Below are 24,628 nucleotides of genomic sequence, written 5' to 3' on the forward strand. Positions count from 1 at the left end.
GAGGCCGCCGAACGACGACATACCGAACCCGCGGAAGAGATCGTCGAACAGGCGATTGACGTCGCGGTGAAGCGACACAAGCGGATGATCGCCCCGATCGCGCTCGGCGCTGACCGGAACGGGGAGCCGGTTCTCCTGCCGGCTCCAGGGGATCAGATCACGAATAGCCATGATAGCATCTCCTTTCTGGCTAGAGAGTTTCAGCGTGGCTCGCCGCCGCTGCGGGCGGCGAGCCGGTAGCTCGGGTCAGGCCGCCTCGAGGTCTTTCTTCTTCGGGGCTTCCAGGCGATCATTGGCAGGGGAACTGCCGCCGATCTCGATCTTGCGCGGCCTCATCGCCTCGGTGACGACCCGCCGCAGATCGATTCTCAGCAAACCATTATCGAAGTCGGCGGAGGCGACTTCGACATAGTCCGCAAGCTGGAAGCGCCGTTCGAAGTCGCGGGCCGCAATGCCGCGGTGCAGATACTGCCCCTCGTCATTGTCCTCGCCGCGCTTGCCGCTGATGGTGAGCTGATTCTGCTGGGCGACCACCTCGATATCCCCGGGGCGGAAGCCCGCCACCGCAAGCGTGATGCGGTAACTGTCCTCGCCCTGGCGCGAAAGATCGAAAGGCGGATAGCCTTCGCCGCCGTCGCCGCGCAAATCGGTCTCGAGGAGATCGAACAGGCGGTCGAAGCCGACCGTGGAGCGCCGATAGGGCGCAAAATCAAAACTGCTTCTCATTTTCCAAATCCTCCAAAGTTGAGCAATTTGGGCGTGAGAAACGCCGGAGAGAGCCGGCGCTCTCATTTGACCCACCGGGCCCGGTTTCGGCACCCGGCAATAAAAAGCTAGGAAGCCGAAAATCGCTTTCAAGAGATTTTTTCTGCGATCGGACTCCGCTCAGGCGGATTGACGCGCGAGCGGCGGATCGCCGCCATATGCGATTGGTACCAAAAAGCTGCCTGACTGCAAACGGCCAGATCCTTATGATCAGGTGCCGGGCAATCCGGCCAATTCCGCCGGTGTCACGACGGGCTGACTCCGATCTTTGCGTTCCGAACAACCTGTTGTGATCACGGTCACCTCACTCGCCGCGGCTTTGGGGAATAGGAGCTATGCCACATGATCCGGCGCCTGCCGCATGGCTCAAGGGCTCGAAAAGGAATGGAAATATCTTGATGAGTTTATTCACCGCCGTCGCCATGTCGGTCGCCGCCGCCTCACCATTGGCCGCAGAACCGGCCCCCGCCGCCGCGACCGAGGCGGCGTTCACCCCGCTCGACGAGATAGAACGGGTGCGCCATGAAGGCTGCGGCATCGATCAGTTCGAGGATTTCCTTGGCTGGTACGTCAGTTCGACCACGTCGGGAGGCTGGCTGGAGCAGGTGATCTGGACCAATTATATGGTGAAAGTCGGCAAGCTCGCCGATCCTGAGGGCGCAGCCAACTGGGTCGACCGTCAGGATTATGTCGGCCAGTTCCGCATCACCTCAGCCGACTATCGCTTCAGCCGCGAAAAGGGCGCCACCGGCACCGATTTCCGTCAGGTCACGCTGAAGCGCGTCGCCGAAAAGCAATATCGCGTCGACTGGCACGGCGGTCTGGGCTTCGCGGGGGTCGAAGGCGCCGACCAGGACAAGCAGGACGGCGCTTATATTTTCGAGTTCAAAAAGGACTGCTGGTATCTGACCGAAGATTTGCGTTGACCCGCGCAATGCTTCGAACTTGATCTTTTGTCCAACCCCTTGGATGAGGTAAGTCCATGCGATACCGTCACTATCTGAACCTGATCCCGCTGCTGTTGCTCGTTCCCACGGGCACTGATGCGCGGATCATCCGGATCGACAATGCGCAAACCCTCTCCCCCGATCTGGCCAATCTCCCCGAACCTCCCGCGATCTGGCGCTATACCTGCGATGTCGAACGGGTGCTGACGCGCGGTACGATCCGACTGTCGCGTCTGTACACCGATGAGGGCAAGCTCGATGGCGGCGATTTCATGCACTGGAACCACAAGGGCTATGATCCGTCGCGCCCCGACCGTCCACTCAACGTCGAGCTTTCCTATATATGGGAACCGCAGAACCAGCCCGCGATCGCACCGCGCGAAATCAATATCCAGGTCCGCGTCGGGCTCGACACCGATCTGCCCGAGGTCGCATGGCTCCAGATCCAGCGCCCCTTCCCGGTCAAGCCCCATGGCATCATAGATAGTAGCGCGCTCTCGTCGCAGGTCTTTCCCTACGCCGCTTATGACAAGAACAATGGCCATGGCGAACTGCCGCTCGGCGACCTGCTCGCCTATGCCGAGGGCTATGACGCGCTCGATTGGGCGCTGGTCCGTCCATCCGACCGGTTGGGTGGAGACAAGGAACTCGCGCGCGGCAAGCTCGACATCGCCGCGTTTCGCGAAGCGTTGGCGGCGCTCCCCGCGCTCCGCAAGGCGCTCGCGAAGAAAAGAGCCGCACCCAAGACGCAATGCAAACGGAGCCTGTGGCCCAACCATATCCTTTACTGATCGCGGGCGCCGCAGCGTTCCGGTCCACTCAAGCCAGATAATCCAAGAAGAGGACATCGATATGAAAATTGCAGCATTTGCCGGCGTCGCCCTGCTGGCCCTTTCGGCGTGCGGCCAGAGTGGGGGACAAAGCGAGGTCCCGCCCGCCGACACCGCGGCCGCCGCCAAGTCCGAACCCAAAATCGCCCCCAGCGTGCCCGTAAGCGTTGAGGAAGCCGAGCGCGCGCCCACCGACCTCTCGTCCTATGTTGGCAAATATCCGTTCGACAAGGTCGGCGGCCACCGCTTCCTCGACAATCCGGCGGTCAAGGCGGCGATCGCCGCCGCGGTGCCCGATGCCAAGCAGCGAGCGCAGGTCAAATTCGCCGACGACGGCCTCGGCCTCCCGATCGTCAAGGTCGACGGCGGCCGCATCCTTGTCTGGGGCGGAGCCAAGCGCGCCGAGGACCGTTATAACTGGGCTGTGGTGATCGCGCCCGACGGGTCAAAGCCAGAGGTCTGCATCTATGACGGGCTCGGCTATGGTGAGGACTTCCAGTCGGCGCAATGGTTCAAACCGGGCCAGCCGGGCATCATGAAGCAGGGCACCTGCCCCTCGACCGACGAAGATTATCCCGCCGCTGAAATCGCCGCGGGATAAATGCCCGGCGCAAGGTCGTTCGCGCCGGCCGACCTGCGTGAAGCGATCCAGCACGAGCATGGCTCGAGAGTGGCTTTCCCGGTCGATCCGTCGGCGGATAGGTCGATGGCGTCGCCGGTGGCAAAACCGACGGCTTTCGGAACCGTTAGCCGACCAGAAGTCCTGACTCTAACGCTTAAGGGAGCGCACAATCTTAAAGGCGCGCGCAAACGATGGCTAACGACGGGTGGGCCCCGCAGTACTATTTGGATAAGAAGTTTATCGATGCCAAGAGCACCGATGTCATTTTGGTTTAGAAAGAGAAGTTTGATCAAGGAATTACGAACATCGCTAGTGGCCGCGGTCATATTGTGTGCCGCGCAGGCTGCGGCCTCCCCGGTGTTTGCACAAGAAGATGCTTGGCAGCGCGATCCTGTCACCACTTCAGAAAAGAGGCTCGTCGGAAGAGCCGCAATTCCTGCGATTGTCGGGAACACGGTCGTTATCCTCTCCGCGGGCGATAAACGGGAGACTAGCGCCCAATATTATATGGCGAATGGCAAAATGCGGCGAGCGCGCAATGAGCAACCCTATTTTGATAACTGGGACCTCGAGCCTGAGGAGAAATGGTCGGTTCGAGAAGAGGCCGATCAGCTTTGCATCAGCGGGGGCGGTTGGAAAGAGGATCTATGTCTCGGTATTGCAGTCACTGGGGACCGTGTAACCTTGAAGGACAACAGGATCGGTCTCATCCATGGCATGATTTTAAAAGGTGACGCTCGAAATCTTTCCCCCGCGGCCGGAAAAGCAAACAAAGCGAAAGCGCGCGCCTTGGTCGGTAATACTCTTTTTTTGAAGGCGGCTGACCGCCAGTCCGATACGGACAGCGTTATCTATTTTCTGCGCGATGGCGTCGGCCGAGCGAGACGGGGGCAAGCAGCGGCTGTGCCGATCAAATGGATGTTACAGCTTAACGGCAATTTGTGCATCGTTGAGGCGGAACGCGAGTTCCGAGACAACAACTGTACCAGTTTGTCGATTGATGGCTCAGCCGCAACACTGGCTGCGCCGGATCGTGTTGAAATCCGTGGTCAGATTCTGAAGGGTAATGCGCTCAAAATTTGATTTACCTCGTATCATTTGACTTGCGCCGCGAATGTCCGTTTCGTGAGATCCGTGGCCGAAACCTGCCTGTCCGAAAACGGCCAGGTCAGGCCCATCGGGCGAACTCGTTGGCTAGACGCTGTGCGGCGAAGAGAACGATCTGGGTCGTCCGGAATTTTCCTTCCCCGGCGGGAGGGGTTATCAAATCGCGGCTATCTGCGCTTCGTCATTGGCGGCGACTTGCCGTGCGATCCGCGCGGTCCGGGTCAGTGACACGCGTGTTCCCGGCGCGGTGTCCTCGACTACAATCTCCGCCCCCAATTGTTTTGCGAGTGCCTGGACGATGCGCGTGCCTAGCCCGGCGGCCGATCGTTCGGGATCCTCGTCCATGCCGACCCCGTCGTCGGACACCGAGAGCGTCCAGTCGTCGCCCTGTGCGGCGTAGCCGACGATGATAAGGCCGGGACGGCCGTCAGGAAAGGCGTGCTTGAGCGCGTTGATCACCAGTTCGGTGACGACCAGCCCCATGCTGACCGACACATCGCCGCTGATCGATACCGGATCGACGTCGGTGGTCAGCGTCAATTGCTCGCGGTCATAGATCATCGACGCGCCGATGCTGGCGCACAGCTGCGCCAGATAGGGTTCGAGTTCGACTGCGCCGCCATCGGATTCGGCGAGGTGGCGCTGCAGCGTCGCGATCGACATCACGCGCTGATGCGCGTCGCTCAAATGGCCGCGCGCTTCGTCCGACTGCACCTTGCGTGCGCTCTGCATCAATATGCTCGCGATGATCTGCAGGCTGTTGGCGACGCGATGCTGCATCTCGTGGAGGAGCGCGGCATTGGCGTGAACCAGTTCCTTTTGGCGCTTCTCATTCCTCCGCTCCTCGGTGACGTCGATCACCGTGACCATCATCCGCGTGTTCAGGCCGTCGCCATAATCGAGCCGCTGCGCCTTGATCACGACGCATCGCACCTCCCCCGCGCTCGTCTCGATCTCCATCTCATACGCCTCGACCTCCGCTGCGCCCGACAGCGTCGCGTCGATCAACGAGTGCAGCCGCGGCAAGTCCCAATGATGATGGTCGAGGTCATAGATCGTCTGCCCGGTGACGGTGTCGGGATCGATGCCAAAGGCGGCACAGAAACTGTCGCTCGCCGCGACGATCGCCAGATTCTCGTCGAGCAGCAGCAGCGGGGCATCGGACGCGAGCACCAGCGCCAGCCCCAGCGTGCGGCCCAGATTGATAGGTGGATTGTCGGCAGCCATGCGGCGCGCCTTTCCGGTCGACCCGGACCGCAGGAAGCGGCCTTGTCGGCAGACCAAATCGGGGAGCGAGCTTGATCGACTCCGCCGACCATGCCCGAAAGCCGAGTATAGCATGCCCGCGAGCGCGGACGCGTATGAATTCGGCGCCCTTGCCCCTCCGAAGGGGGACGGTACGGCCACCGTTAGTCTATTGGGCGTGTTAGCCGCCACAATAGCCGGATGTCGGCTTTCCTGGATTTAGGCCCAACAGCGGGCCGTCTCAAATCGGCCAGAATAAGCGATGGGGCTGCAGCTACCTTCGCCGTTTCACGCAGTCGACAAGCGCGCGTAGCAGGGCGGGAAGCGGTTGGCAGGAAGACTGTCTTTTCCCACCGCGAGACGGTCGGGCACTGAAACCGATCAGGAGGCCCTAGAAGCGTCCCTCGAAGGTCAGCCCGATCATCCGCGGTTCGCCGAGCAGCGCCTGCAGGCGGCCAGCATTTCGATATTGATAGTCGTAATATTTGTCGTCGAAGATGTTCGTCGCGACCAGATAGGCGCCGAAATTGTTGTTGCTGTATCCGACCTTGGCGTTGACCAGCGTGCGCGCAGGAACGTCGCGCCCCGCCGACTGGGCGACGACGCTTTGATATTGGGCGCCGCGATAATTGGCGTTGACGTTGATCGACACACCGCTCGCATGGCGCCAGTCGAAACCGGCGGCAGCGGTCCAGCGCGGCGCCTGCGCGAACTGGTGCCCCGCCAGATCCTCGACATTGCCATTGTCGACGACGAAGTCTGAAAACCTGCTGTTCGCATAGCCGACCGAGCCGTAGACATTCAGGGCATCGGTGACGTCGAAGTCGCTTTCGATCTCGAAGCCCCAGACGCGCGACTTGCCCGCATTGCGGGTTTCATAGTCGAAGCGGTTCTCCGACAATTGGACCTGCACCTGCTGATCGGTCCAGTCGATATAGAAGGCGTTGGCGTTGAAGGTCAGCCGGCGGTCGAGCCATTGCGTCCGCAAGGACAGCTCGTAATTCCACGTATATTCCTGATCGTAGGTGAAAGCTCGCGCACGGCCGGGATTGATCCCGCTGCCGCCCGACCGGTAGCCGCGCTGGACGATCGCGCTCACCGTCTTGTCGGGCGCAACCTCCCACGACAAACCACCCTTCGGCAGGAATGCCTCATAGGTCGTCTTCCGCTGCGGCCCCGAACTGCTCGCATCCTCGACATCGGCGAGCAGCAGGTTGTTCACCGTTTGCAGGATGAAGGCAAAGGTCGGGTTCGCGGCATAGTCGGCCGGGTTCGGGATCGCCGTAATCAGCGAGACATCATTCTCGTTCCGCACCTTCTGCCTTTCACGGTCATAACGGAAACCCGTGAGCAGCTTCAGCCCCGGTGCGACCTCCCAGCTCGCGTCGCCGAACAGCGCCTGCGTCTGGATGTCGAAGGGATAGAGCTGTTTCGATGCGATGAAGACGCGCTGCGGATAGACGGCGCGAACCGCCCGCGCAGTGGCAAGCGCGGTCGCGGGATCGAGCCCGGCACCGCCCTGCGCCGGCGGCAGCGCGAGGAACCCCGCGACGCGATTGGTCAGGCCGAGATCCAGATCGAGGTCGAGGCTGAAGGTGCTGTTCGCCAAATAATCGGGATTCTTGTGGTGCGAATAATAGGCACCGATCAGGCCCTGCAACGGACCGGTGTCGAAGGTCAGCCGGACTTCCTGGCTGAAAATCTTCTGGTCGGTCGAATAGTCGCCATAGGCTTCGTCCTCGCGGCGCAGATCGCCATCGTACACCGAAAAGGTCTTGAGGTGATTATAGGTGCTGATCGACGACAGCGTGAATACGTCACCCAGCGGCAGCGACGCATCGAGCGTGAACAGGTCGGTGCTCGTTCTGGTATAGGTGTCGCGGTTCGCTTCGACCGTGCGGCGTTTCCAGCTGTTCGGCAGGTCGGTGAACGAATAGCCGCGTCCGTCATTGCCGAAATGCCGGTCATAGAGATAGGAGGCGACGATGCGCAGCCCGCCCGCGCCCCAGGGCGTGAAGAGCAATTTGGTGCGCACGACTTCGCTGTTCGACCTAGCATAGTCGCCGCCGGTGACGCTGTTCTTGATCAGCCCGTCGCCGCGCGCCAGTTCGCCCGCGACGCGAAACGCCAGCACATCGTCGATGATCGGCCCGCCGACCGCCGCGGCGAGGCGATATTCGCCGTTGGCATCGGTGATCATCGCGCGCGCCTTGCCGCGCCAGTCGAAGCTCGGGTCCGCGGTCTTGAGGATGATCGACCCCGCCAGCGCGTTGCGCCCCTGCAGCGTCGATTGCGGCCCGCGCAGGATTTCGACTTGGTTGAGGTCCCACAAGTCGAGCGGCCCGCCGCCGCTCGCTTCGCGCGGCAACGGCGATCCGTCGAGATAGACGGTAGCGAGGTCGCCGAGCCCGGTGCCCGAGACGTTCGTGCTCGCGATACCGCGGATGTTGAAACCAGATTCGCCAAGGGTCGACGCGACGTTCGCGGTGCGATCGATCAGGTCGTAAACCGAGATCAGATTCTGCCGGTCGATCTCTTCGGACGTGAATACTTTCACGCTTTCGGGGGTATCCTGCAACGTCCGATCGAACTTCATGCCGGTGACGACGATGTCGTTGCTCTCGCCGCCCGCTTCGGTTGTGCCAGCCTCGGCAGCCATGCCGCCGGCGTCTGCTGCGTGCACCGGCATCGCCGCGCCCGCCAGCAGCAGAAGAAGCATCGGCTTGAAAATCTTGGTCATTGCGAAGGACTCCCCATGTCGCTATCGAGCGGGGCCGCTATTGCTATTGCGAATGCGAGTCAATAGTTAGGGTGTGAAAAGGGGATATGCGATGGAAGACAGCTCGCCGCTCGCACCGGCTTTGCTGATGGTGATCGGCGTCGGCGCCGGTGCGTGGATGCTGCGAAAGTCCTGGGGGTCCAGGGATTCGCAGGGGGGCGGCTGGATGATCGGCGGCTGGCTGCTGATCGCCGCGTCCTTCGTGCACCCGATGTGGGCGCTCGGCACCGCGCGCGGCTTCTTCATCGCACTCGCGCTCGCCTCAACGGTCGCGCTCGCGGTCGTCGCGTCGGGCTACAGCATCAAAACCGCCCGCGCCCGGGTGGCGCGCGAAAGCCTTGCCCCCGAACCCTCCGACCGCGCAACGACCAAAGGTCGCGAGACCCTCCGCTGGCTGCTCGCGGGACCGATCGGGATGATCGCCGCTATGGGGGTCGGCATCGCCTGGGCCGCGCTCGTTCCCGGCGAACAGCAGACGCGGCTCGTCGTCGGCGGGCTGATCGTCCCCGTCGCGTGGGGCGCGTGCATGGCGTGGACGCTCGCCGACAACCGTATCCTGCGCGCGACCGCGGTGCTTGTCGGCGTCGCCATCGTCAGCTTCTCCGCCGCGATATTGAAGGGCTTCGCATGACCACCGCCCCCGCCCAGCAGCCCGTCCCGAAAAAGGCGAAGAAAGACCTGATGTCGCGCATTCCCGCGGGCTTCGTCCGCGCGGTACTGCGCGGGCACAGCTCGCTCGGCCTCGCCTTCGCCGCGCTCATCTATCTCATCTGCCTCTCGGGCAGCATTGCGGTCTTCGCGCACGAGTTCCAGCGCTGGGAAAGCGCGGCAGCGCCGCAGGTGACCGTGGTGACGCCGGGCGCGGTGCAGACCGCCTTTGAGGGTGCGATCGCCAAGGGCGGCCCCGGAGTCGAGCATGTCTATATCACCCTGCCGACGGCCGATTTTCCGCGCCTATTGCTCTACGTCGATGCCGAAAAGGATCGCGAATTTCTTGCCGACGCCAGGGGGCAGATCGTCGAGGGCAGCGCCTTTGCGTGGACTGAGTTCATCACCCGCCTCCACATCAACCTCCACCTGCCGCGCACCTGGGGCGGCTTCCTCGTCGGCTTGATCGGGGTCGCTTTGCTCTCCTCGCTCATCTCGGGCATCCTCGCGCACCCGCGCATCTTCCGCGACGCCTTCCACCTTCGGCTCGGCGGATCGAAGCGACTGCAGGAGGCCGACCTCCACAACCGGTTTGGTGTGTGGGCGCTGCCCTTCCACATCCTCATCTCGCTGAGCGGCGCCTTCCTCGGCCTCACGACGATCATCGTCGGGGTGCTCGGCATGGCGATGTTCAGCGGCGACGTGGGCAAGGTCTATGCGCTGTTCACCCCCGTCCCGCCGATCGACGACCCGCGCCCCGCGTCCGTGCTCGACCTTGAACCGATGTTCGCCAAACTGCCCGCCACCGGCGGCCGCGTCGAATATGTCTTCACCGAACATCCGACCGAAATGGGCGGCGCCGCGCTGTTCAACGTCAAGCATCCCAATCGGCTCGCGGGCACCGACAGCTACGCCTTCCGCCGCGACGCGACGATGTACGACGCCTCGCCGGCGGCGAAGAACAACCTCGGCGAAGACGTCCTCGCCTCGATGGGGGTGCTGCACTTCGGCTGGTTCGGCGGCGGGCTCATCAAGATCGTCTATTTCGCGCTCGGCCTCGGCCTCACCTATCTCGCCGCGAGCGGGGTCCATATCTGGCTCGCACGCCGCCGCGACAAGGGCCGCCCCGCTCCGGGATGGGAGCGGCTGTGGAGCGCGACGGTTTGGGGGCAACCCGTCGCGATTGCGCTGGCCGCAATTGCCAGCCTTGCTCTTGCCGATGTCACCTTTGCCATTGGTACATGGTTGGTCTGGTCGGTCCTCTTTTGGCTGGCGGCAATCCGGGTGTCCACCGGGACCATCGCGCTCGTCGGCCGCCGGTTTCTTGCGTGTGCTTTGGTTGCAACCGCGGTAACCCAGATGCTGACGCGGGGCGGAGGCGATCCGATGGCTTGGCTGGTTAATGCTATGCTCGTAACGGCCGGCATCGTTGCGCTGTTGCCCGACCTGCCGACGATACGGACGCTCCTGCGTCCGGCGTCAGTGACCAGCATTTGATCCTCGCGTCCGCATAGAGGGCCCTTGTCCCAAGCACATTGGTCCAACGGCAGCTTCGATAGGCGCCGCTCCCGGAAGCCGACGGGCCGCAACCGGCCAAGATCGACAGATGAGCGTCACACATCAATCTGTTAGAAACGGAACCGGTTCCGGTCGTCGCCACGCCGCATTCATCCCCATCGGCTAAGCCGGACGAACAACGCGGTGCCCAGACCCATGACAATCATGGCCGAAGCGGACAACCCGAACACGGACGAGATAACGAAAGACGGGCTTCACCCGAACTCAGGTGCCAAAGAAGGAAAGCGCCGGCGAACGAGAACGCCACAAGCTGACCCGCGGCGACGCCCGCAATGCCGAGCCGGGGGAATGGCCCCAAGCCAAGTCCAAGGGCCCCACCAACGACGACCTGACCAAAGCCTGCGGCAAGCAGCGTCACAGCGGGGACAACCATATTGCCTGAACCGCGCGCTATCGACGCGAGGGTGTTCGTTAGCCAGATTCCGACGATGGCCCAAGCCGCGACATTGGAGAATGCGAGCGCTTGATCGAGCACGGCGCCCGAGCCGCCCAATGTGCGGTAAACGGCAGGACCGAAAGCCAGCACCGCGGAGGTGAATAATATGCCGAGTAGCGCTGCGATGACAAGCGAACAGAGGGCCAGCGCTTGCGCCCGATCGCGGTCGCCCGCACCGAGCGCGCGGCTCACAGCTCCCGACACGGTGCCGCCCATTCTGGAACCAGCCTTGTGATCAACACCATAGCGCATCCCGCGCTCCTTTATATGATGGCTATCATATAAAGGAGCGCGGGCAACTGCATTCTGCGTTGCATCAGTTAACTCGGCGAATTGCCCCTACACTGGCCGCCATCGGGGGTGTTCCGGTGAGAGGGCACCGCGGGGCAGTTGCCACTTAGTTTTTGGCTCGTTTATCCCAGGCGCCACGATGAACATCAATTAAACGGCTGCGGCCGATGACGGCGACTTGGCCGATGGTTGGCGATGAGTGCTGGGCGTGTTCAAGTTTCCGCAAAGCTAGAGCCGGCGGGGCGGCGTGCGAAGGCGGTTATGATTAAATCTGTATGTTGGACATCGACTCGCTTTCAAATATTAGCTATACAGATAACTAAGGAGAATGGGATGGCGACAGCGGACAGGCCTGCGCGGCAAGATGTGGCCGGTTCGGCGCCCGACCGGCTGCTCGTGGCGCTCGGCGATTTGCTTACCGAGCGCGACACGCTGGAATTTTCGCTTCTCGAGGTTGCCCGGCGGGCGGGGGTGAACCACGCGCTCGTCGGCTATCATTTTGGTGGCAAGGAAGGGCTGCTGTTAGCCTTGCTGGAGCGCTCCGCGGCGGCGGCGCTCAAATCGCTTGAGAAGCTCGTTGCCGCCGACCTCCCCGGGATCGAGAAGATCAGGCTTCATATTCATGGGGTTCTCGGCGTTTATCACTGCCATCCCTATATCAACCGGCTGGTGAACACCCTCCAGTGCGGAAGCGATGCCAACGCGCGGCAATTGGCGGACATCTTCATTCTTCCGCTGAGGCGTTATCAGGCAGCGTTGCTCGACCAGGCAGGTCGCGAGGGAGCGATCGTCGCCGTCGACCCCAGCCTGTTCTATTACATGCTGATCGGGGCCTGTGATTTTCTGTTCCAGTCGCGGCGGACGCTGCCGCATGTGATCGGCGTCGATTCGATCAGCGAGGAAATGAAACGCGCCTATGCCGACCAGCTGGTGCGGATAGTGTCGGACGGTTTGCGCCCAAGATAGCGCGGCCGCCGTGGGAGAGGAGTGAGGCAATGGCGAATCGCATGGCGCTTGCGCTGCAACCAGAGGGGGCGAGCGTGCCCGCCGTCCTGCCGATGGACTATGTTCCGACACGGGCGTTTGACCTCGCGCGCGACGACCGGACGCCGCTTACCGTGATTGCGGCGCCGGCGGGCTATGGCAAAACCAGCCTGCTGCAGGCCCTCGCGGTCGATGCGGCCAACCGCGGCTATGCGACCGAGTGGCGAGCGCTTGAGAATTGCGCCGTCGAGGAGACGGTCGCTCTGATGCCCGACGTCATCTTCGTCGATGATGCACATCTTGGCGATCCGCGGCGCTTCGAACGGTTCATACGTGCCATCGTAACTGGGCCAGGGCGCGGAGCTGCCAGCTGCTATGTCGTCGCGACCCGGACGCTGCCGGAAATGGACTGGCTGGGCCTGGAGGCTCGCGGGCTGACCCGCCTGCTTCGGCTTGAGGATTTGACGCTGAACGAAGAGGAGGCAGCCCGCCTGCTCAACCATTATGCTGGCGCGAACAGCCCGTCGCAAGAGACCCTCTCCGCGGCGCAGCGCTGGACCGAAGGGTGGCCGATCGCTCTGCAGCTTTGCGGCCTCATGGCGCGGCGGAGGAGCTGTATCGCGCGCAACATCATTGAGGACGCGGGCAATTCGGGCGATCTTTTTCGTTACCTCGGGGAAGCGCTCTACGCCGAACTCGACGAACCGATGCAAAGGTTTCTCCTCGCGATCAGCGACCTGGAGCATTTCTCTTTCGCGATGATCGCCGCGCTCATGGGGCCGACCGGAGCCAGTCTGCTGACACGCGCGGCCGCGGAAAATCTCATGGTGGTGCCTGTCGCGTCGCGCCCAGGCTGTCTTCGCCTGCACGGGGTTTTTCGTTCGTTCCTGCAAGGATGCAAAACCCGTAGCGGCATGGCGACAGATCGCGGGCACCTTCGCAGCGCCGCGGCGTGGTCGCTTGCGGAAGGTCATATCGCCGAGGGTATCGAATATCTCCTTCGTGCTGGCCGGGCGGCGGACGCACAATGCGAACTTCTGCGACACGCCCAGCACCTTATCCAGGAAGAAGGCGAAATCGTCCGGCTCCTCTTGTGGTCGAGTGAGATCGAACGCGCTTTGGGGACGCTTGCCGCGCCGCTGCGTTTGTGGCGCTGCTGGGGGCTTTCGCTTTCGCTCGAACTCGATCAGGCCGAAACCGAACTCGCGCTCGCAAGCGCCGATATTCCCGCCGATGCCCCCGCGGAGAATCGCGCGCATCGGGACCGGCTTTATGTCAGTCTGGCGGCCCAGGCGGGGCGGTTCGACGAGGTAATCGCGCGCTCCGAGGCATGGCTTGCCGATTGGGGCGAAGCCAAGCCCTTTCATACGGCGGCGGTGACCGCGCTCAAGGCGTTGTCCTACCACCGGCTCGGTCAACCCGCCGCGAGCCGGCGCGAAATCGCGATCGCGCGGCGCCTGGCCCGCGGCACCGGGCGCAATTTTGCCCATTTGTGGGTGGCGGTGATCGATACCGTCCTTGAGCTCGAGTCCGGGCGCGCGACCCGGGCACGAGCGATGATCGAGATGGAGCTGGCGAATCTCGAAGATCGGACCCCGGTCGCGCGATCGATGGTAGCGTTGATGCACAGCGTCGCTGCACGGGTGATACTCGAGACGGGCGACCTCGATGAAGCGTCCCGAAGGCTCGCCCTCGGTCAGCCGGGTTTTTACCGGCACGGCATCGTGGAGACCTGCTTTGCTGCCTCGGAAGCCGCCGCCATCATTGCCGCCGAGAGCGGCGGCATCGACGTCGCCCTGGCCGAGCTGCGACTGTCGGAAGTACCCGGGCAGCGCTTCGCCGCCCTCTCGGCGATGCGGGCAGTGCAGATGCTCATCGGTGCGCGCCGGATCGACGAGGCGGCCGCCACTTTCGACGCCGAGCTTGGCATGCTTGAGGCCAGCCTCGACAGTGATGTGCTCTTCGCGGCGCTGACTCTGGCACGCGGGCAGGCGGCCAGCGCCTTGATCATGTGCGATCGCCTCATTGCGGCTTGCGAGTCTGCGGGGCGGGGCCGACTGCTCTTGGCAGCGCTGCTGATCGCGGCGGGCGGCCGCGACGCCGAAGGCGACATGGGAGCCGCGCGGCGCTACTGGCGCCGTGCCATCCGTCTCGCCGCCGATGGCGGCCTCCAGCAAACCGCGGTTGAAAATGCGTGGGCGGTCGCTGCGCTGCTACGGTCCGCCGAGGCGATGGAGGCGTTGACCCCGCTCGAGGCTGCGATCTGTTCCAAGATGCGAATCCATGCGGGAATCGACTTCGCGGCAGCGGTCTCCATAGAGATAGAGCAGCTAACTCCGCGCGAGGCCGAAGTGCTGCGACTGCTCGACAGCGGATTGACGAGCGAGCGACTGGCGCAACGCATGGAACTTGGCCCGTCGACCGCCAGATGGCACATGCGCAACATCTATGCGAAGCTCGGCGTCCACAACCGGTCCGGCGCAATCGCCCGTGCCCGGCAACTGGCGCTGATCTGACAAGCGGCCTTGCGCTGACGTCAGGCAACGATGTGCTTCACGGTGACGGTCTGCGAGATGGTATATTCGAGCAGCCCGGATAGCCCGTTTTCCACACCGATCCCCGATTGCTTATGGCCGGCGAAGGGCTGAAACGGCGTGAGATGCTGCACTTCGTTGATCCAGACGGTTCCGGTCTCCAGGCGCTGTGCGACCTCGGTGGCGAGAGCGATATCCTTCGTCCAGACCGAACCCGCGAGCCCATAATCGCTTGCATTGGCGCGGGCGATCGCGTCTTCGAGATTGTCGAATTTCAGAATCGGCAGAACCGGGCCGAAGGGCTCCTCCTGAACGATACGCGATGCCTCCGGGGGATTGCCGATAATCGTCACCGGGATGAAATAGCCCGGTACGTCGCGATCGATGTCGCCTCCCAGAAGGAAGTCATGTCCTTGCGCCTTGCTGTCGTCGATCAGTTCGGCCACCCGCGCGAACTGCAGGGCGTTCTGCACCGGGCCGAGCTGCGTCCCCTGACCGGCGCCGTCGCCGAGGCGCACGCTCCTTGCATAATCCACCAGCGCGCGCGTCAGGGGCTCGTAAATATCGGCGTGCACATAAAGTCGCTTGGTCGCAATGCAGATCTGGCCGCTGTTCCGGAACGCCGCCCAGAAGAGCGCCTTCCCCGTTTGCTCGATATCGACATCCGGCATCACGATCGCAGCGTCGTTGCCGCCAAGTTCGAGCGTGATGCGTTTAAGGTCGGTTGCTGCGGACGCCATGACGCGCTTGCCCGTCGCGGTCGACCCGGTGAAGCTGATCTTGTCGAAGCCGGGATGGGCCGTCATTAGCGGGCCCAGCGCATCATCACCGACAATGACGTTCAAAACTCCGGGCGGAAATACCCCGCGAAGAAGCTCGCCGATCCGCAGCATGGTCAGCGGAGTGAAGGGCGAAGGCTTCAGGACCAGCGAATTGCCCGCCGCCAGTGCCGGAGCGATTTTCCAGAAGGAGAGAAGGACAGGGAAATTCCACGGCGAAATCCCGGCAACCACGCCGACCGGCACGCGGCGGGTCTCCGATAGACGTTCATCCGTATCCTCGTTCACCGTAACGGGGATTTCCATGTCGGCGAACGACGTCAGCCAATAGGCCGCACCCATGATCTCGAACCGCGCCTCGTCGTGCGGCTTTCCCTGCTCGCTGGTCAAAAGCCGCATCAGCGAATCGGCATGTTCCACGAGGACCGCGGCGGCGGCCTTGAGGCTGCGCGCCCGTTCCGTCCGGGGCAAATCGCGCCATCCCGGAAAAGCGCGCCGCGCCGCGGCAACGGCGTCGTCCAACTCCTTCGCGGTCGCATTGGGCGCATGGCCGATGACCGCCTCCGTTGCCGGGTTAATGACGTCAAGGCTGTCTGCCGTGACGACCGCTTCGCCGCCAATGGTCAGGCTGTATTCTGCGAGGCTCATCTTGTCTCTCCTTCAATCATGCGCCATTCGAGCAGTCCGTCCGCCGCCCGATGGAGGACGCCGGAACGGCCGACAGGCGACCGGGCTGGACTGACCAGCAGCGCCAATGTTTCTGTGTCCGTTGCGGGCACGCGCGCCATGCTGCGCGCGCCGGTTGACGTTCGCAGGATGGCCACGCCCTTCTCCCATGCGCCATGCGCATCATTGAGCACGGTGAATGTTTCAAGGCAGGCCGGGCCCTCCGCGCTTTCGACGATGAGGGGTACGGCGCCGCGGGCTCGCCGCGCCGCGGCATCGACGCGGTAATCGGCGGTCAAGGGTGCCTGCGCCGGCGTGCTCGACAGCAGCAGAGCGTGATGCTTGGTGACGAAGTCGCCCTGTCCATAAAGGAGCCCGGTGCCCGCATCCGACCGCAGCGCACGAACCATCGCGGCGGTCGCATGGGTCATATAATTGCTGAAAGGCCCGCCGAAAAAACTGAGGCCGCCGGTCACCGTGGGAACATCCGATGCCCATTGAAATGCGCGCGACGCCATTTTCGGAACGCACGGAAAGCAGCTATAGAGCTCCATCCTGTCGATCGCTCCGTTGGCGAGGTCGCGTGCGGCCATCAACGCAGCATCCTGAGCGTGCGAACGATCGTAGCGATCGCGGTTCAGATAGTCGTCGTCTTCATTCGCTGCGCTGCCTCCGACAATATAGACCCGGCGCTCCGGCGGGATGCCGGCTTCGATGGCCGCCTGTTCGCTCATCAGCAGGACCGCCGCTCCCTGGTTGACCGTCGGGTTCGCGACCATGGAGCGGAGGTAAGGATAGGCGATCGGACGGTTACTTTCCGATGGCTCTGCAATTTCGTCGGCTGTCGGCGTGCGCCGCCGCCACGCATAGGGATTGGCGGCGGCGACTGCGGCATATTTTGCCCACAGTTCGGCGGATTCGCGATGCGCTTCCTGTGGCGTCTGCCCCTTCGCCGCGACGAATGCGTTCTCGTAAAAGGGGTAAACGAAGGTCGGCTGAGCCACCCCATGAGCGATTGCCAGCGGATGCAGTTTTTTCTCGACCGCCCAAGGGTGTTCGAAAACCGCCGCCCGGTCCGGCCAAGGCAACTTCACGCCCGCACGGCGCGCCTTGGATGCCGTATTGCGCGCCTCCCCCCCGACAACGAGCGACACGCGTCGCGATCCTCGCGCGATTTCGAGGGCCGCTTCGTGGATCAGGCGAACCGGGCTCTCGCCCCCGCCTGCCTGGTAAGTGGCATGGGCGGGTTCTATCCCTGCCCGCCGGCAGAATTCGCGCGCGGTATCGGCGTATCTCCAGCTGATCTGATGAACCACATCCACGGCATCGATTGCGTCCGCGCCGACCCCGGCATCGCGGCAGGCTGCTTTCGTGGCTGCCGCCATCAAGCCGAGAGGATCGAGACCTTGCTCGATTTTGCCTGGCCGATCGGCGATCTCGCCAACGCCGACTATGACGACTTGGTTCATGCCAGTTTTTGGTGGGGTTCGACGCCGAATTCGGCGAGCACCTCGTCGGTATGTTCTCCCAGGCGCGGCGCATCGCGCCGCACGCTCGCCGGCGTCCTGGCGAATTTCACCGGATGCTTCAGCGAAATATACGCCCCCTCGGAAGGATGATCGCGCCGTTCGAAAAACCCGACCTGGGTGAGGTGGGGGTCATTGACCACATCTTCGAGCCGCGCCACCTTCATGCATGGCACGTTGCGCTCGGCGAGCGCCTCGACCCACGCGTCGGTGGTCTTTGTTCGTGCGACCGTCTCGATCATCCCGTAAATCTCGGCGATATTCTCGGTGCGCAGCGCGTAGGTGGCGTAGCGAGGATTCTGGGTAAAGGTGCCCGGAGGCATTCCGCCGATTTCGAAGAAATCGTCCCATTGCGCATCCGAATAGGGAAGGATGGCCAGATAGCCGTCGAGTGTGGGGTAGGGTTTGCGGTTGGGATTGAAGACCCGGCTGTATCCGTACGAACCCGTCGGTGGATCGAAGGTGTGCCCGTAGAGATTCTCGGTCATGTTGAAATAGGTGAAGCATTCGAACATCGGCACTTCGACAAATTGTCCCTCAGCCGTGCGTTCACGGTGGAAAAGTGCCGCCATCACGGCATAGGCGCCGAACAGGCCCGACGATTTGTCGGCGATGAGCGAGGGCTGGTAGCGCGGCGCCGGATCACCATCGACGCGTCCCAGCAGGTCGGTTGCTCCCGAGGCGGCCTGGATCAGATCGTCATATGCCTGAAGCGAAGCATAGGGGCCGTCGGCACCATAGCCCGCGCAGTGAACATAAACGATCTCGGGGTTGACCGCGCGGACCTGCTCATAATCGAAGCCAAGCTTGGCGAGGCCCTTCATTCTGACGTTGGTGATGAAAACATCGGCCTCTTTGAGGAGGCGGCGCAGCGCCTCCTGGTCGTCCGACTGGCGCAGATCGAGCAAGACCGACCGCTTGTTGCGGTTGTAATGCATGAACATCGGACCCATTCCGGGGGTCTTCGCGGGCCGACCGGTATAGCGAAATATATCGCCCCCATTGTCGGCCCGCGAACCGGGCGCTTCGATCTTGATCACATCCGCCCCGAGATCCCCCAGAATCTGCGACGAGAAAGCTCCGAACAACACACTGGTCATGTCGACGACGGTCACTCCCGAAAGGGGCCCGGCCGCACTGGATCGTGTCATGTCTTTCCTCTTGGTCAGTAGCGGACGGAGAGTGTCACGCCATAGGTGCGCACCATGCCTGGCACCCGGATCACCGTGTCGGTGAGGATGTCGGACGCCGTATAATAATTTTCGTTGAAGAGGTTTCGGCCGAACACCCCGATGCGGAAGCGATCGTCTTTCAGCTTGAACGTGATGTTCGCATTGACGATCGTATAGGAAGCAACGTCGAAATCGGGATCTTCGCCGAGCGCGCCCGGTGTCGATCCCTGATGGCTCACATTCGCACCGAACTGCACGGCATTGTCGGCGCCGAAGGCGACATCATAGGTCGCAAGGGCGTTGAACTGCCATTTCGGCGTGAAGGGAAATGCCGAACCCGCAAAATCCTGGGGCTGGCCGAGCCGGTCGAAGCCGGTGAAGTCGGTCACGCGGGTGTTCGTGTACGACCCGCCGAGCTTGAGAAACAACGCTTCCGTCGGCCGAATGCTGATATCGACCTCGCCGCCCCAGACGCGCGACTTGGGAACATTGATGATCCGGGTCAGCGAGCTGAAGATCGGATCCTGGATTTCACCGAACAGCTGTTTGTCACGATAGTCGTAATAATAGCCCGATACATTCGCCTGGACCGCCCGATCGGCGAGACTGGCCTTCAGGCCCAGCTCGTAGGCGGTCACCTGTTCCTGCTTGGCAGGATCGAGCTGGGTTTCGACGTTGGCGGCGACGACCGGGAACGCGCCCGACTTGTAGCCGCGGCTGACCGACGCATAGATTAGCGTGTCGTCGTTCGGCTCCCAGTTGACCGCGAGCCGGCCCGCGAAATTGTCTTCGTCGAGCGAGCGGACATAGATGGGATCGCGTCCGGTAAAGTCGGCGCGATAGGTCAGGCACTCATTGGGGCCGACCCCGGGCGACTGGAAGGGGCGGCCGGTCCGCTGCGCGACGACCGCAGCAACACCGGTATTCCAGACTGGCGCCGTATTGTTGTTGAAGTCCGCCGAGCAGCCGCGGAACGAGAGGCTGTCGTCGGTATAGCGGATGCCCGCGCTCAGTTTCCATTGTTCGGAGAGACGAAAATCGGCGTTGGCAAAGCCCGACAACGACCGGCTGCGCTGGGACGAGAGGTTGCGGAAATTGTTGAAGCCGTTCGCCACCTGCGCCGGCGTGTAGACATTCTGCGGGATCTGGCCCCCGACAAAAGCAAGCGTATTGAGGATCGAGGAATCGCGATAATAGCCAATCTGGTCATCGCGAATATTATCGCGCGAATAATAGCCGCCGACGATCCAGTCGAGCGAACCGCCCGAGCCCGTCAGGCGCAGTTCCTGCGAAAAGCTCTTGATGCGGCCATCCGAGAGATATTCGGACGTCTCGAACGGCGTGCCATCGACATCGTTCATGTCGTAGCGCTTCACATCATTATAGCCGGTCAGCGACGTGAATGTGATGTCGGGGCTGAGCTCATAGTCGAGACGTCCCGAAAGGCCATAAAAGCGCGAGCGAGCGCGGTAGGATGGCTTGCCGGTATAGTTTGGCCCCCAGTCGGCTTCGCCGGCTTTCCAGTCGGTGCGCACCGCCGCCGCGAGGCCGGGAACGGCAAATGGCGGGGAGTCCGGCGTGAACGCGACTGCCTGGACGGCGGTCGTGTCCGAATTGTCGTCCCAGTAGGATCCGCTCAACGTCAGGCGAAGCGCCGACGTCGGCTCCCATTCGAGAATGGCCCGGGCGCCTAGGCGATCCTTTTCGCCGAGCCGATCACCCGGGCGGCTGACGCTCTTCTGCCAACCCTTGCCGCTTGTTTCCCAACGTCCCGACACGCGAAGACCGAGGGTGGGCGCAATCGGCAGGCTCACATAGCCTTCGGCATTGATCGTTTCATAATTGCCTAGCTCAACCGTGAAACCGGTCGAGAAGTCGGTCGTCGGCTTTGCCGCGATATAGTTGACCAGGCCGCCAGTCGTATTGCGGCCGTACAGCGTCCCTTGCGGACCCTTGAGGATTTCGACCCGCTCGACGTCGAACGATGGCCCGTTGCTCATATAGGGATAGGCGTAAGCGACTTCATCGACATAGATGCCGACCGGCGAAGTCGACGACAGGTTCGGGGTCTGGAAGCCGATACCGCGTATCGTGTAAATCGGCGTGTTCGCGCTCGACCGGGCGAAGTTGAACGCCGGGGTAATCTGCGCGAGACCCGCAGCATCGCTGATGCCGACCGACCTCAGCGTGTCACCGCTGAAGGCCTGAATCGTGACCCCGACATCGTTGATGTTTTCGGCTCGTCGCTGGGCTGTAACAACGATATCCTGGAATGCCTCCGGAGTTTCGCCCGTATTCTGTCCTTCAGCTGCAGGCGTCTCCGTACCGGTCGTTTGGCCCTGCGCGGCGGCGGGCGCCAGCAGGGAAATAGCCACCACGGCAGCAGAAGCCCCGCACTTGAACCAAGAATTACGCATCTTACCGTCTCCCTATTTTTGTTCTGCTTCCTGTGAGGAAGTCTGCTCAACTCGCCTTTACCGGGCGATTCGGCGCGCCGCCCCCTCTGAAAGACGGGGCCGCATGATCAGCCGACACGAGCTAATCTTTCCGCAGACCTGTCCGCCCCCTCCAAATTGAGGGCGCGGCCCATCGCGGATCGGACCAGGCTCATTGCCATAACAGGGAGAGACAAGATGATGGTGGATGCGACGCCGGTTTCATCCGTGGAGCAGGTCCGGCGAGATTTCGAGGCGCTTGACGCGGGAACGATAGATGCCACGAGCATCTACGACGCGATTCTCCGCTCCGCCCGCCGTTACCCGGACAAAATCGCGGTAATCGAGCTGTTGTCGGCAGAGGCGGACGGGGCGACCAGGCGGATCACCTACGCGGATCTTGCCGATGGCATAACGCGGCGCGCCAATGTGCTGCGTTCGCTTGGTCTCGGCGTCGGCGACCCAGTCCTCTTCCTGCCGCCCCAGTCGATCGACGCACTTCTCGCTTTTTGGGCTGCACAAAGCGGGGCGGCGGTCGCTCCGGTGAACGCCTTCCTTGAGCCAAAGGCGATCGCGGAGATCGCGCGTGGCTGCGGCGCGCGCGCCATCATCAGCGGACCCGCCGGAGGGGAGTGCGGCACGTTTGCACTGGCCGAAGCGGTCAGGAAACTTGTCCCCGGGATCACGCATCATTTGGTGATTGCCGGGCCAGCCGGCGATGGCGCCCTCGACCTTGCCGGTGCGGCGCTCGAAAGCGATGGCTCCGTGCTGGATGGCGCCGCCCCGACGCTCGACGACATCGGCGCCTTCTTCCCCACCGGCGGCACGACCGGCGCCCCGAAGATCGCACGGCTTAGCCACAGAAACCTGTTGGTAGGCTCATTTGCAGCCGCGCATGTGACGAGCCTCGACGACGATCATGTCGTGCCCGCCGGCCTCCCTTTATTCCATGTCGGCGGGGGAGTTATCGGGACGACCCGGGCCATGCTGCTGGGCCATACGCTCGTTCTCCTGACCCAGGCGGGCTACCGGTCGCCGGCCGTGGTTGCCAACTTCTGGAAATGGGCCCGGGAATATGGTTTCACGCAAATCATCACCGTTCCGACGGCCTTCGGTGACTTGCTGCGGGCCTATGACGGGGGGGGGCATGTCGTGCGCTTCGCGACCGCCGGGGCGAGCAAACTGCCGCCCAGCCTGGTGGAGGACTACCGCGAAGCGCTCGGGATCGACCTGCTCGAAGGCTATGGAATGACCGAATGTTCCGGCTTTTGCACCGCCAATCCGAGAGGCCTTGCGGTACGCGCGGGCAGCGGAGGGCTGCAATCTCCTTTCTACCGTGTAAAAATCGTCGCGCTCGATGAGGGGCAGCGCTTCGTGCGCGACTGCGAGAGCGGGGAACTTGGCAACATCGCCGTTTCCGGTCCCGGCGTTTTTCAAGGATATACCGATCCCCGTCAGACCCAGGAGAAGTTGATCGCCGGGATGTCCGACGGCGAGCGCTGGATCGATGCCGGCGACCTCGGGACGCTCGACGCCGACGGCTATTTATGGGTGGTTGGGCGCGCGAAGGATCTGATCATCCGCGGCGGCCATAACATCGACCCGGCGCCGATCGAGGATGCGCTTCTGCAATGCCCGCTCGTCGCCGATGCAGCGGTCGTGGCAATTCCCGACGCGCGCGCCGGCGAGCTTCCGATCGCCTTCGTCCAGCTCGAGGGGGGCGCCGCGCTGGACGAGGACGAGATCCGCGCCTTTTGCGCTGAACAGGTGCCGGACCGTGCGGGCGTCCCGGTCCGGATCATTGCCCTGGACGAGCTGCCGCGCACAGCGATGCGCAAGATTTTCAAGCCCGAATTGCGCCGGCGGGCGGCGCAGCTGGCCGTTGACGGACTGGGGCAGGTTGAGTTGCCGGTTATGCTCGAAACGTCGGGATTGCTGTTCGTCGACTGCCCGCCGGGGCCGCCAGACGGTCTGGTCGACGCGCTTGACCGGCTCAACCTTCGCATTCGCATCAGGGAGACACTCGCTTGACCCAAGCCATCGACGCCACCGCTCTGGCGCGCCCCTCGTCCTTCGGCGATCCGGCCGCCATCTATGAACTTTATCGGAGGCTGCGCAACGAAGCGCCGGTGGCGCGCGTCGAGGCGCCCGGTTACCGACCGTTCTGGGCGCTCACGCGCCATGCCGACATCATGGCGGTCGAAAGGTCGCCCGCCTTGTATCAAGCGGGACCGCGCACCGTTTTACTCCCCGAGAAGGTGGAGGAGATCTATCTCGCGAAATATGGCGACCGGAACGGGGTGAAGCCGCTGACGCATATGGACGGCGATTATCATCGGGGGCACCGCGACGTCACCAAGGACTGGTTCATGCCGCGCCATCTGAAGCAGTTCGAACCGCGGATAGCTGAAATCGCCAAAGAGTTCGTCGACCGGATGGAGGATATGGGCGGCAGTTGCGACTTCTCGGGTGACATCGCATTTCTCTATCCTCTCCGCGTCATCCTGACCCTGATGGGCGTGCCGCGCGAGGACGAACCTCATGTGCTTCGGCTGACGCAGCGCCTTTTCAGTCCTGCCGACAAGGATTTGAAGACCGGCGACAGAGCGGAGGGCGACACGAGCACCCGCGATGTCGTTGCGGAGTTCGCCTCCTATTTCGGCGACCTTTCGGAGAAGCGCCGCGCCGACCCGCGCGACGACATCGTCTCGACGATCGCCAACGGCATGGTGAACGGTTGTCCCATGGCGCGCCGGGAAATGATTTCCTACTATGTGATCGTATCGACCGCCGGCCATGATACCACGGCCGCCTCTATCGCGGGCGGATTGAAGGCGCTGCTCGACTTTCCGGGCGAGATGGAAAGATTGCGCGGCGACCTCGGGCTGCTCGGAAAGGCTTCGGAAGAATTTGTTCGCTGGGTCGCGCCGGTCAAGCACTTCATGCGGACGCCGGTCGAGGATGTCGAGATCCACGGGCAGCGGATTGCGGCCGGCGAGGGCCTCATGCTCTGCTATGCTTCGGCCTGCCGGGACGAACGCGTCTTCCCCGATGGTGACACGCTGCGCATCGATCGCCCCGCGAACCCGCCGCATCTCGCGTTCGGCTACGGTCCGCATTTCTGCCTGGGCAAGCCGCTTGCGTTGATGGAGATTCGGGCCTTCTTCGCGGAACTGTTGCCCCGTCTCAAACATGTCGAGCTGGCAGGGGAGCCATCTTATATCGAATCGGTCTTCGTCAGCGGGCTCAAGCAATTGCCCCTGCGCTATGAATTCGGGTGACCT

Annotated in this window: 18 protein-coding genes and 1 pseudogene; 10 read left to right on the forward strand and 9 right to left on the reverse strand. The window is 62.9% G+C overall.

Annotation, left to right across the window (positions count from 1 at the left end; translation table 11 throughout):
* A pseudogene (locus V8J55_RS17550) lies at nucleotides 1-171 on the reverse strand (Hsp20/alpha crystallin family protein); the annotation flags it as partial.
* 75 nt (nucleotides 172-246) lie between these two features.
* Nucleotides 247-726: an Hsp20 family protein gene (locus tag V8J55_RS17555; protein WP_336447576.1), complete on the reverse strand. Its 480-nt coding sequence runs from the start codon at nucleotides 724-726 to the stop codon at nucleotides 247-249.
* Nucleotides 727-1,163: 437 nt separating this feature from the next.
* Between V8J55_RS17555 and V8J55_RS17560 the strand changes: the two genes are divergently transcribed.
* The 4 genes from V8J55_RS17560 to V8J55_RS17575 all read left to right on the forward strand — a co-directional run bounded on the left by V8J55_RS17560 (nucleotide 1,164) and on the right by V8J55_RS17575 (nucleotide 4,247).
* Nucleotides 1,164-1,691, forward strand: coding sequence for a hypothetical protein (locus V8J55_RS17560; RefSeq protein ID WP_336446897.1), 528 nt, complete (start codon nucleotides 1,164-1,166; stop codon nucleotides 1,689-1,691).
* 56 nt (nucleotides 1,692-1,747) lie between these two features.
* Nucleotides 1,748-2,503 carry a hypothetical protein gene (locus tag V8J55_RS17565; RefSeq protein WP_336446898.1) on the forward strand — a complete coding sequence of 252 codons (756 nt, stop codon included), beginning with the start codon at nucleotides 1,748-1,750 and terminating at the stop codon, nucleotides 2,501-2,503.
* Between the two features lie 61 nt (nucleotides 2,504-2,564).
* On the forward strand, nucleotides 2,565-3,143 hold the full coding sequence (locus V8J55_RS17570) for a hypothetical protein (RefSeq protein WP_336446899.1): 579 nt from the start codon (nucleotides 2,565-2,567) through the stop codon (nucleotides 3,141-3,143).
* A gap of 279 nt (nucleotides 3,144-3,422) precedes the next feature.
* The gene (locus tag V8J55_RS17575; protein WP_336446900.1) at nucleotides 3,423-4,247 is read left to right on the forward strand and encodes a hypothetical protein; all 825 of its coding nucleotides are present in this window, start codon (nucleotides 3,423-3,425) and stop codon (nucleotides 4,245-4,247) included.
* A gap of 180 nt (nucleotides 4,248-4,427) precedes the next feature.
* Here the strand turns inward: V8J55_RS17575 and V8J55_RS17580 are convergent, their stop codons facing one another.
* On the reverse strand, nucleotides 4,428-5,498 hold the full coding sequence (locus V8J55_RS17580) for a sensor histidine kinase (RefSeq protein ID WP_336446901.1): 1,071 nt from the start codon (nucleotides 5,496-5,498) through the stop codon (nucleotides 4,428-4,430).
* Between the two features lie 409 nt (nucleotides 5,499-5,907).
* Nucleotides 5,908-8,256, reverse strand: a complete 2,349-nt coding sequence (locus V8J55_RS17585) for a TonB-dependent receptor (protein WP_336446903.1) — start codon at nucleotides 8,254-8,256, stop codon at nucleotides 5,908-5,910.
* Between the two features lie 91 nt (nucleotides 8,257-8,347).
* On the opposite strand from V8J55_RS17585, the gene V8J55_RS17590 reads away from it, so the two are divergent.
* Both V8J55_RS17590 and V8J55_RS17595 read left to right on the forward strand, forming a co-directional pair.
* Entirely contained in the window at nucleotides 8,348-8,926 is a 579-nt protein-coding gene (locus V8J55_RS17590) for a hypothetical protein (protein WP_336446904.1), read from the forward strand.
* Nucleotides 8,923-10,440 (forward strand): PepSY-associated TM helix domain-containing protein, encoded by a 1,518-nt coding sequence (locus tag V8J55_RS17595; RefSeq protein ID WP_336446905.1) that lies wholly within the window; start codon nucleotides 8,923-8,925, stop codon nucleotides 10,438-10,440. Before V8J55_RS17590 ends, V8J55_RS17595 begins: the two co-directional genes overlap by 4 nt.
* Nucleotides 10,441-10,663: 223 nt before the next feature.
* On the opposite strand, the gene V8J55_RS17600 is transcribed toward V8J55_RS17595, so the two are convergent.
* Nucleotides 10,664-11,209: an MATE family efflux transporter gene (locus V8J55_RS17600; protein WP_336446906.1), complete on the reverse strand. Its 546-nt coding sequence runs from the start codon at nucleotides 11,207-11,209 to the stop codon at nucleotides 10,664-10,666.
* A gap of 435 nt (nucleotides 11,210-11,644) precedes the next feature.
* Between V8J55_RS17600 and V8J55_RS17605 the strand changes: the two genes are divergently transcribed.
* Nucleotides 11,645-12,214: a TetR family transcriptional regulator gene (locus V8J55_RS17605; RefSeq protein WP_336446907.1), complete on the forward strand. Its 570-nt coding sequence runs from the start codon at nucleotides 11,645-11,647 to the stop codon at nucleotides 12,212-12,214.
* A gap of 41 nt (nucleotides 12,215-12,255) precedes the next feature.
* Complete coding sequence (locus V8J55_RS17610; protein WP_336446908.1) at nucleotides 12,256-14,748, forward strand: LuxR C-terminal-related transcriptional regulator; 2,493 nt, start codon at nucleotides 12,256-12,258, stop codon at nucleotides 14,746-14,748.
* A 20-nt stretch (nucleotides 14,749-14,768) separates the two neighbouring features.
* Here the strand turns inward: V8J55_RS17610 and V8J55_RS17615 are convergent, their stop codons facing one another.
* Genes V8J55_RS17615 through V8J55_RS17630 form a run of 4 tightly spaced genes read right to left on the reverse strand, consistent with a single transcriptional unit; the run spans nucleotide 14,769 to nucleotide 21,326 of the window.
* The gene (locus tag V8J55_RS17615; protein WP_336446909.1) at nucleotides 14,769-16,193 is read right to left on the reverse strand and encodes an aldehyde dehydrogenase family protein; all 1,425 of its coding nucleotides are present in this window, start codon (nucleotides 16,191-16,193) and stop codon (nucleotides 14,769-14,771) included.
* Nucleotides 16,190-17,680, reverse strand: a complete 1,491-nt coding sequence (locus V8J55_RS17620) for an acetyl-CoA acetyltransferase (RefSeq protein WP_336446910.1) — start codon at nucleotides 17,678-17,680, stop codon at nucleotides 16,190-16,192. Before V8J55_RS17620 ends, V8J55_RS17615 begins: the two co-directional genes overlap by 4 nt.
* Entirely contained in the window at nucleotides 17,677-18,888 is a 1,212-nt protein-coding gene (locus tag V8J55_RS17625; protein WP_336446911.1) for a CaiB/BaiF CoA transferase family protein, read from the reverse strand. Before V8J55_RS17625 ends, V8J55_RS17620 begins: the two co-directional genes overlap by 4 nt.
* A 14-nt stretch (nucleotides 18,889-18,902) precedes the next feature.
* Nucleotides 18,903-21,326, reverse strand: coding sequence for a TonB-dependent receptor (locus V8J55_RS17630; protein WP_336446912.1), 2,424 nt, complete (start codon nucleotides 21,324-21,326; stop codon nucleotides 18,903-18,905).
* Nucleotides 21,327-21,542: 216 nt separating this feature from the next.
* Here V8J55_RS17630 and V8J55_RS17635 point away from each other — a divergent pair, with 216 nt between their 5' ends.
* Complete coding sequence (locus tag V8J55_RS17635) at nucleotides 21,543-23,375, forward strand: AMP-binding protein (protein ID WP_336446913.1); 1,833 nt, start codon at nucleotides 21,543-21,545, stop codon at nucleotides 23,373-23,375.
* Nucleotides 23,372-24,625: a cytochrome P450 gene (locus V8J55_RS17640; RefSeq protein ID WP_336446914.1), complete on the forward strand. Its 1,254-nt coding sequence runs from the start codon at nucleotides 23,372-23,374 to the stop codon at nucleotides 24,623-24,625. Before V8J55_RS17635 ends, V8J55_RS17640 begins: the two co-directional genes overlap by 4 nt.
* The last annotated feature ends 3 nt before the right edge of the window (nucleotides 24,626-24,628 follow it).

Source organism: Sphingopyxis sp. CCNWLW2 (assembly GCF_037095755.1).
Lineage (GTDB): Bacteria > Pseudomonadota > Alphaproteobacteria > Sphingomonadales > Sphingomonadaceae > Sphingopyxis.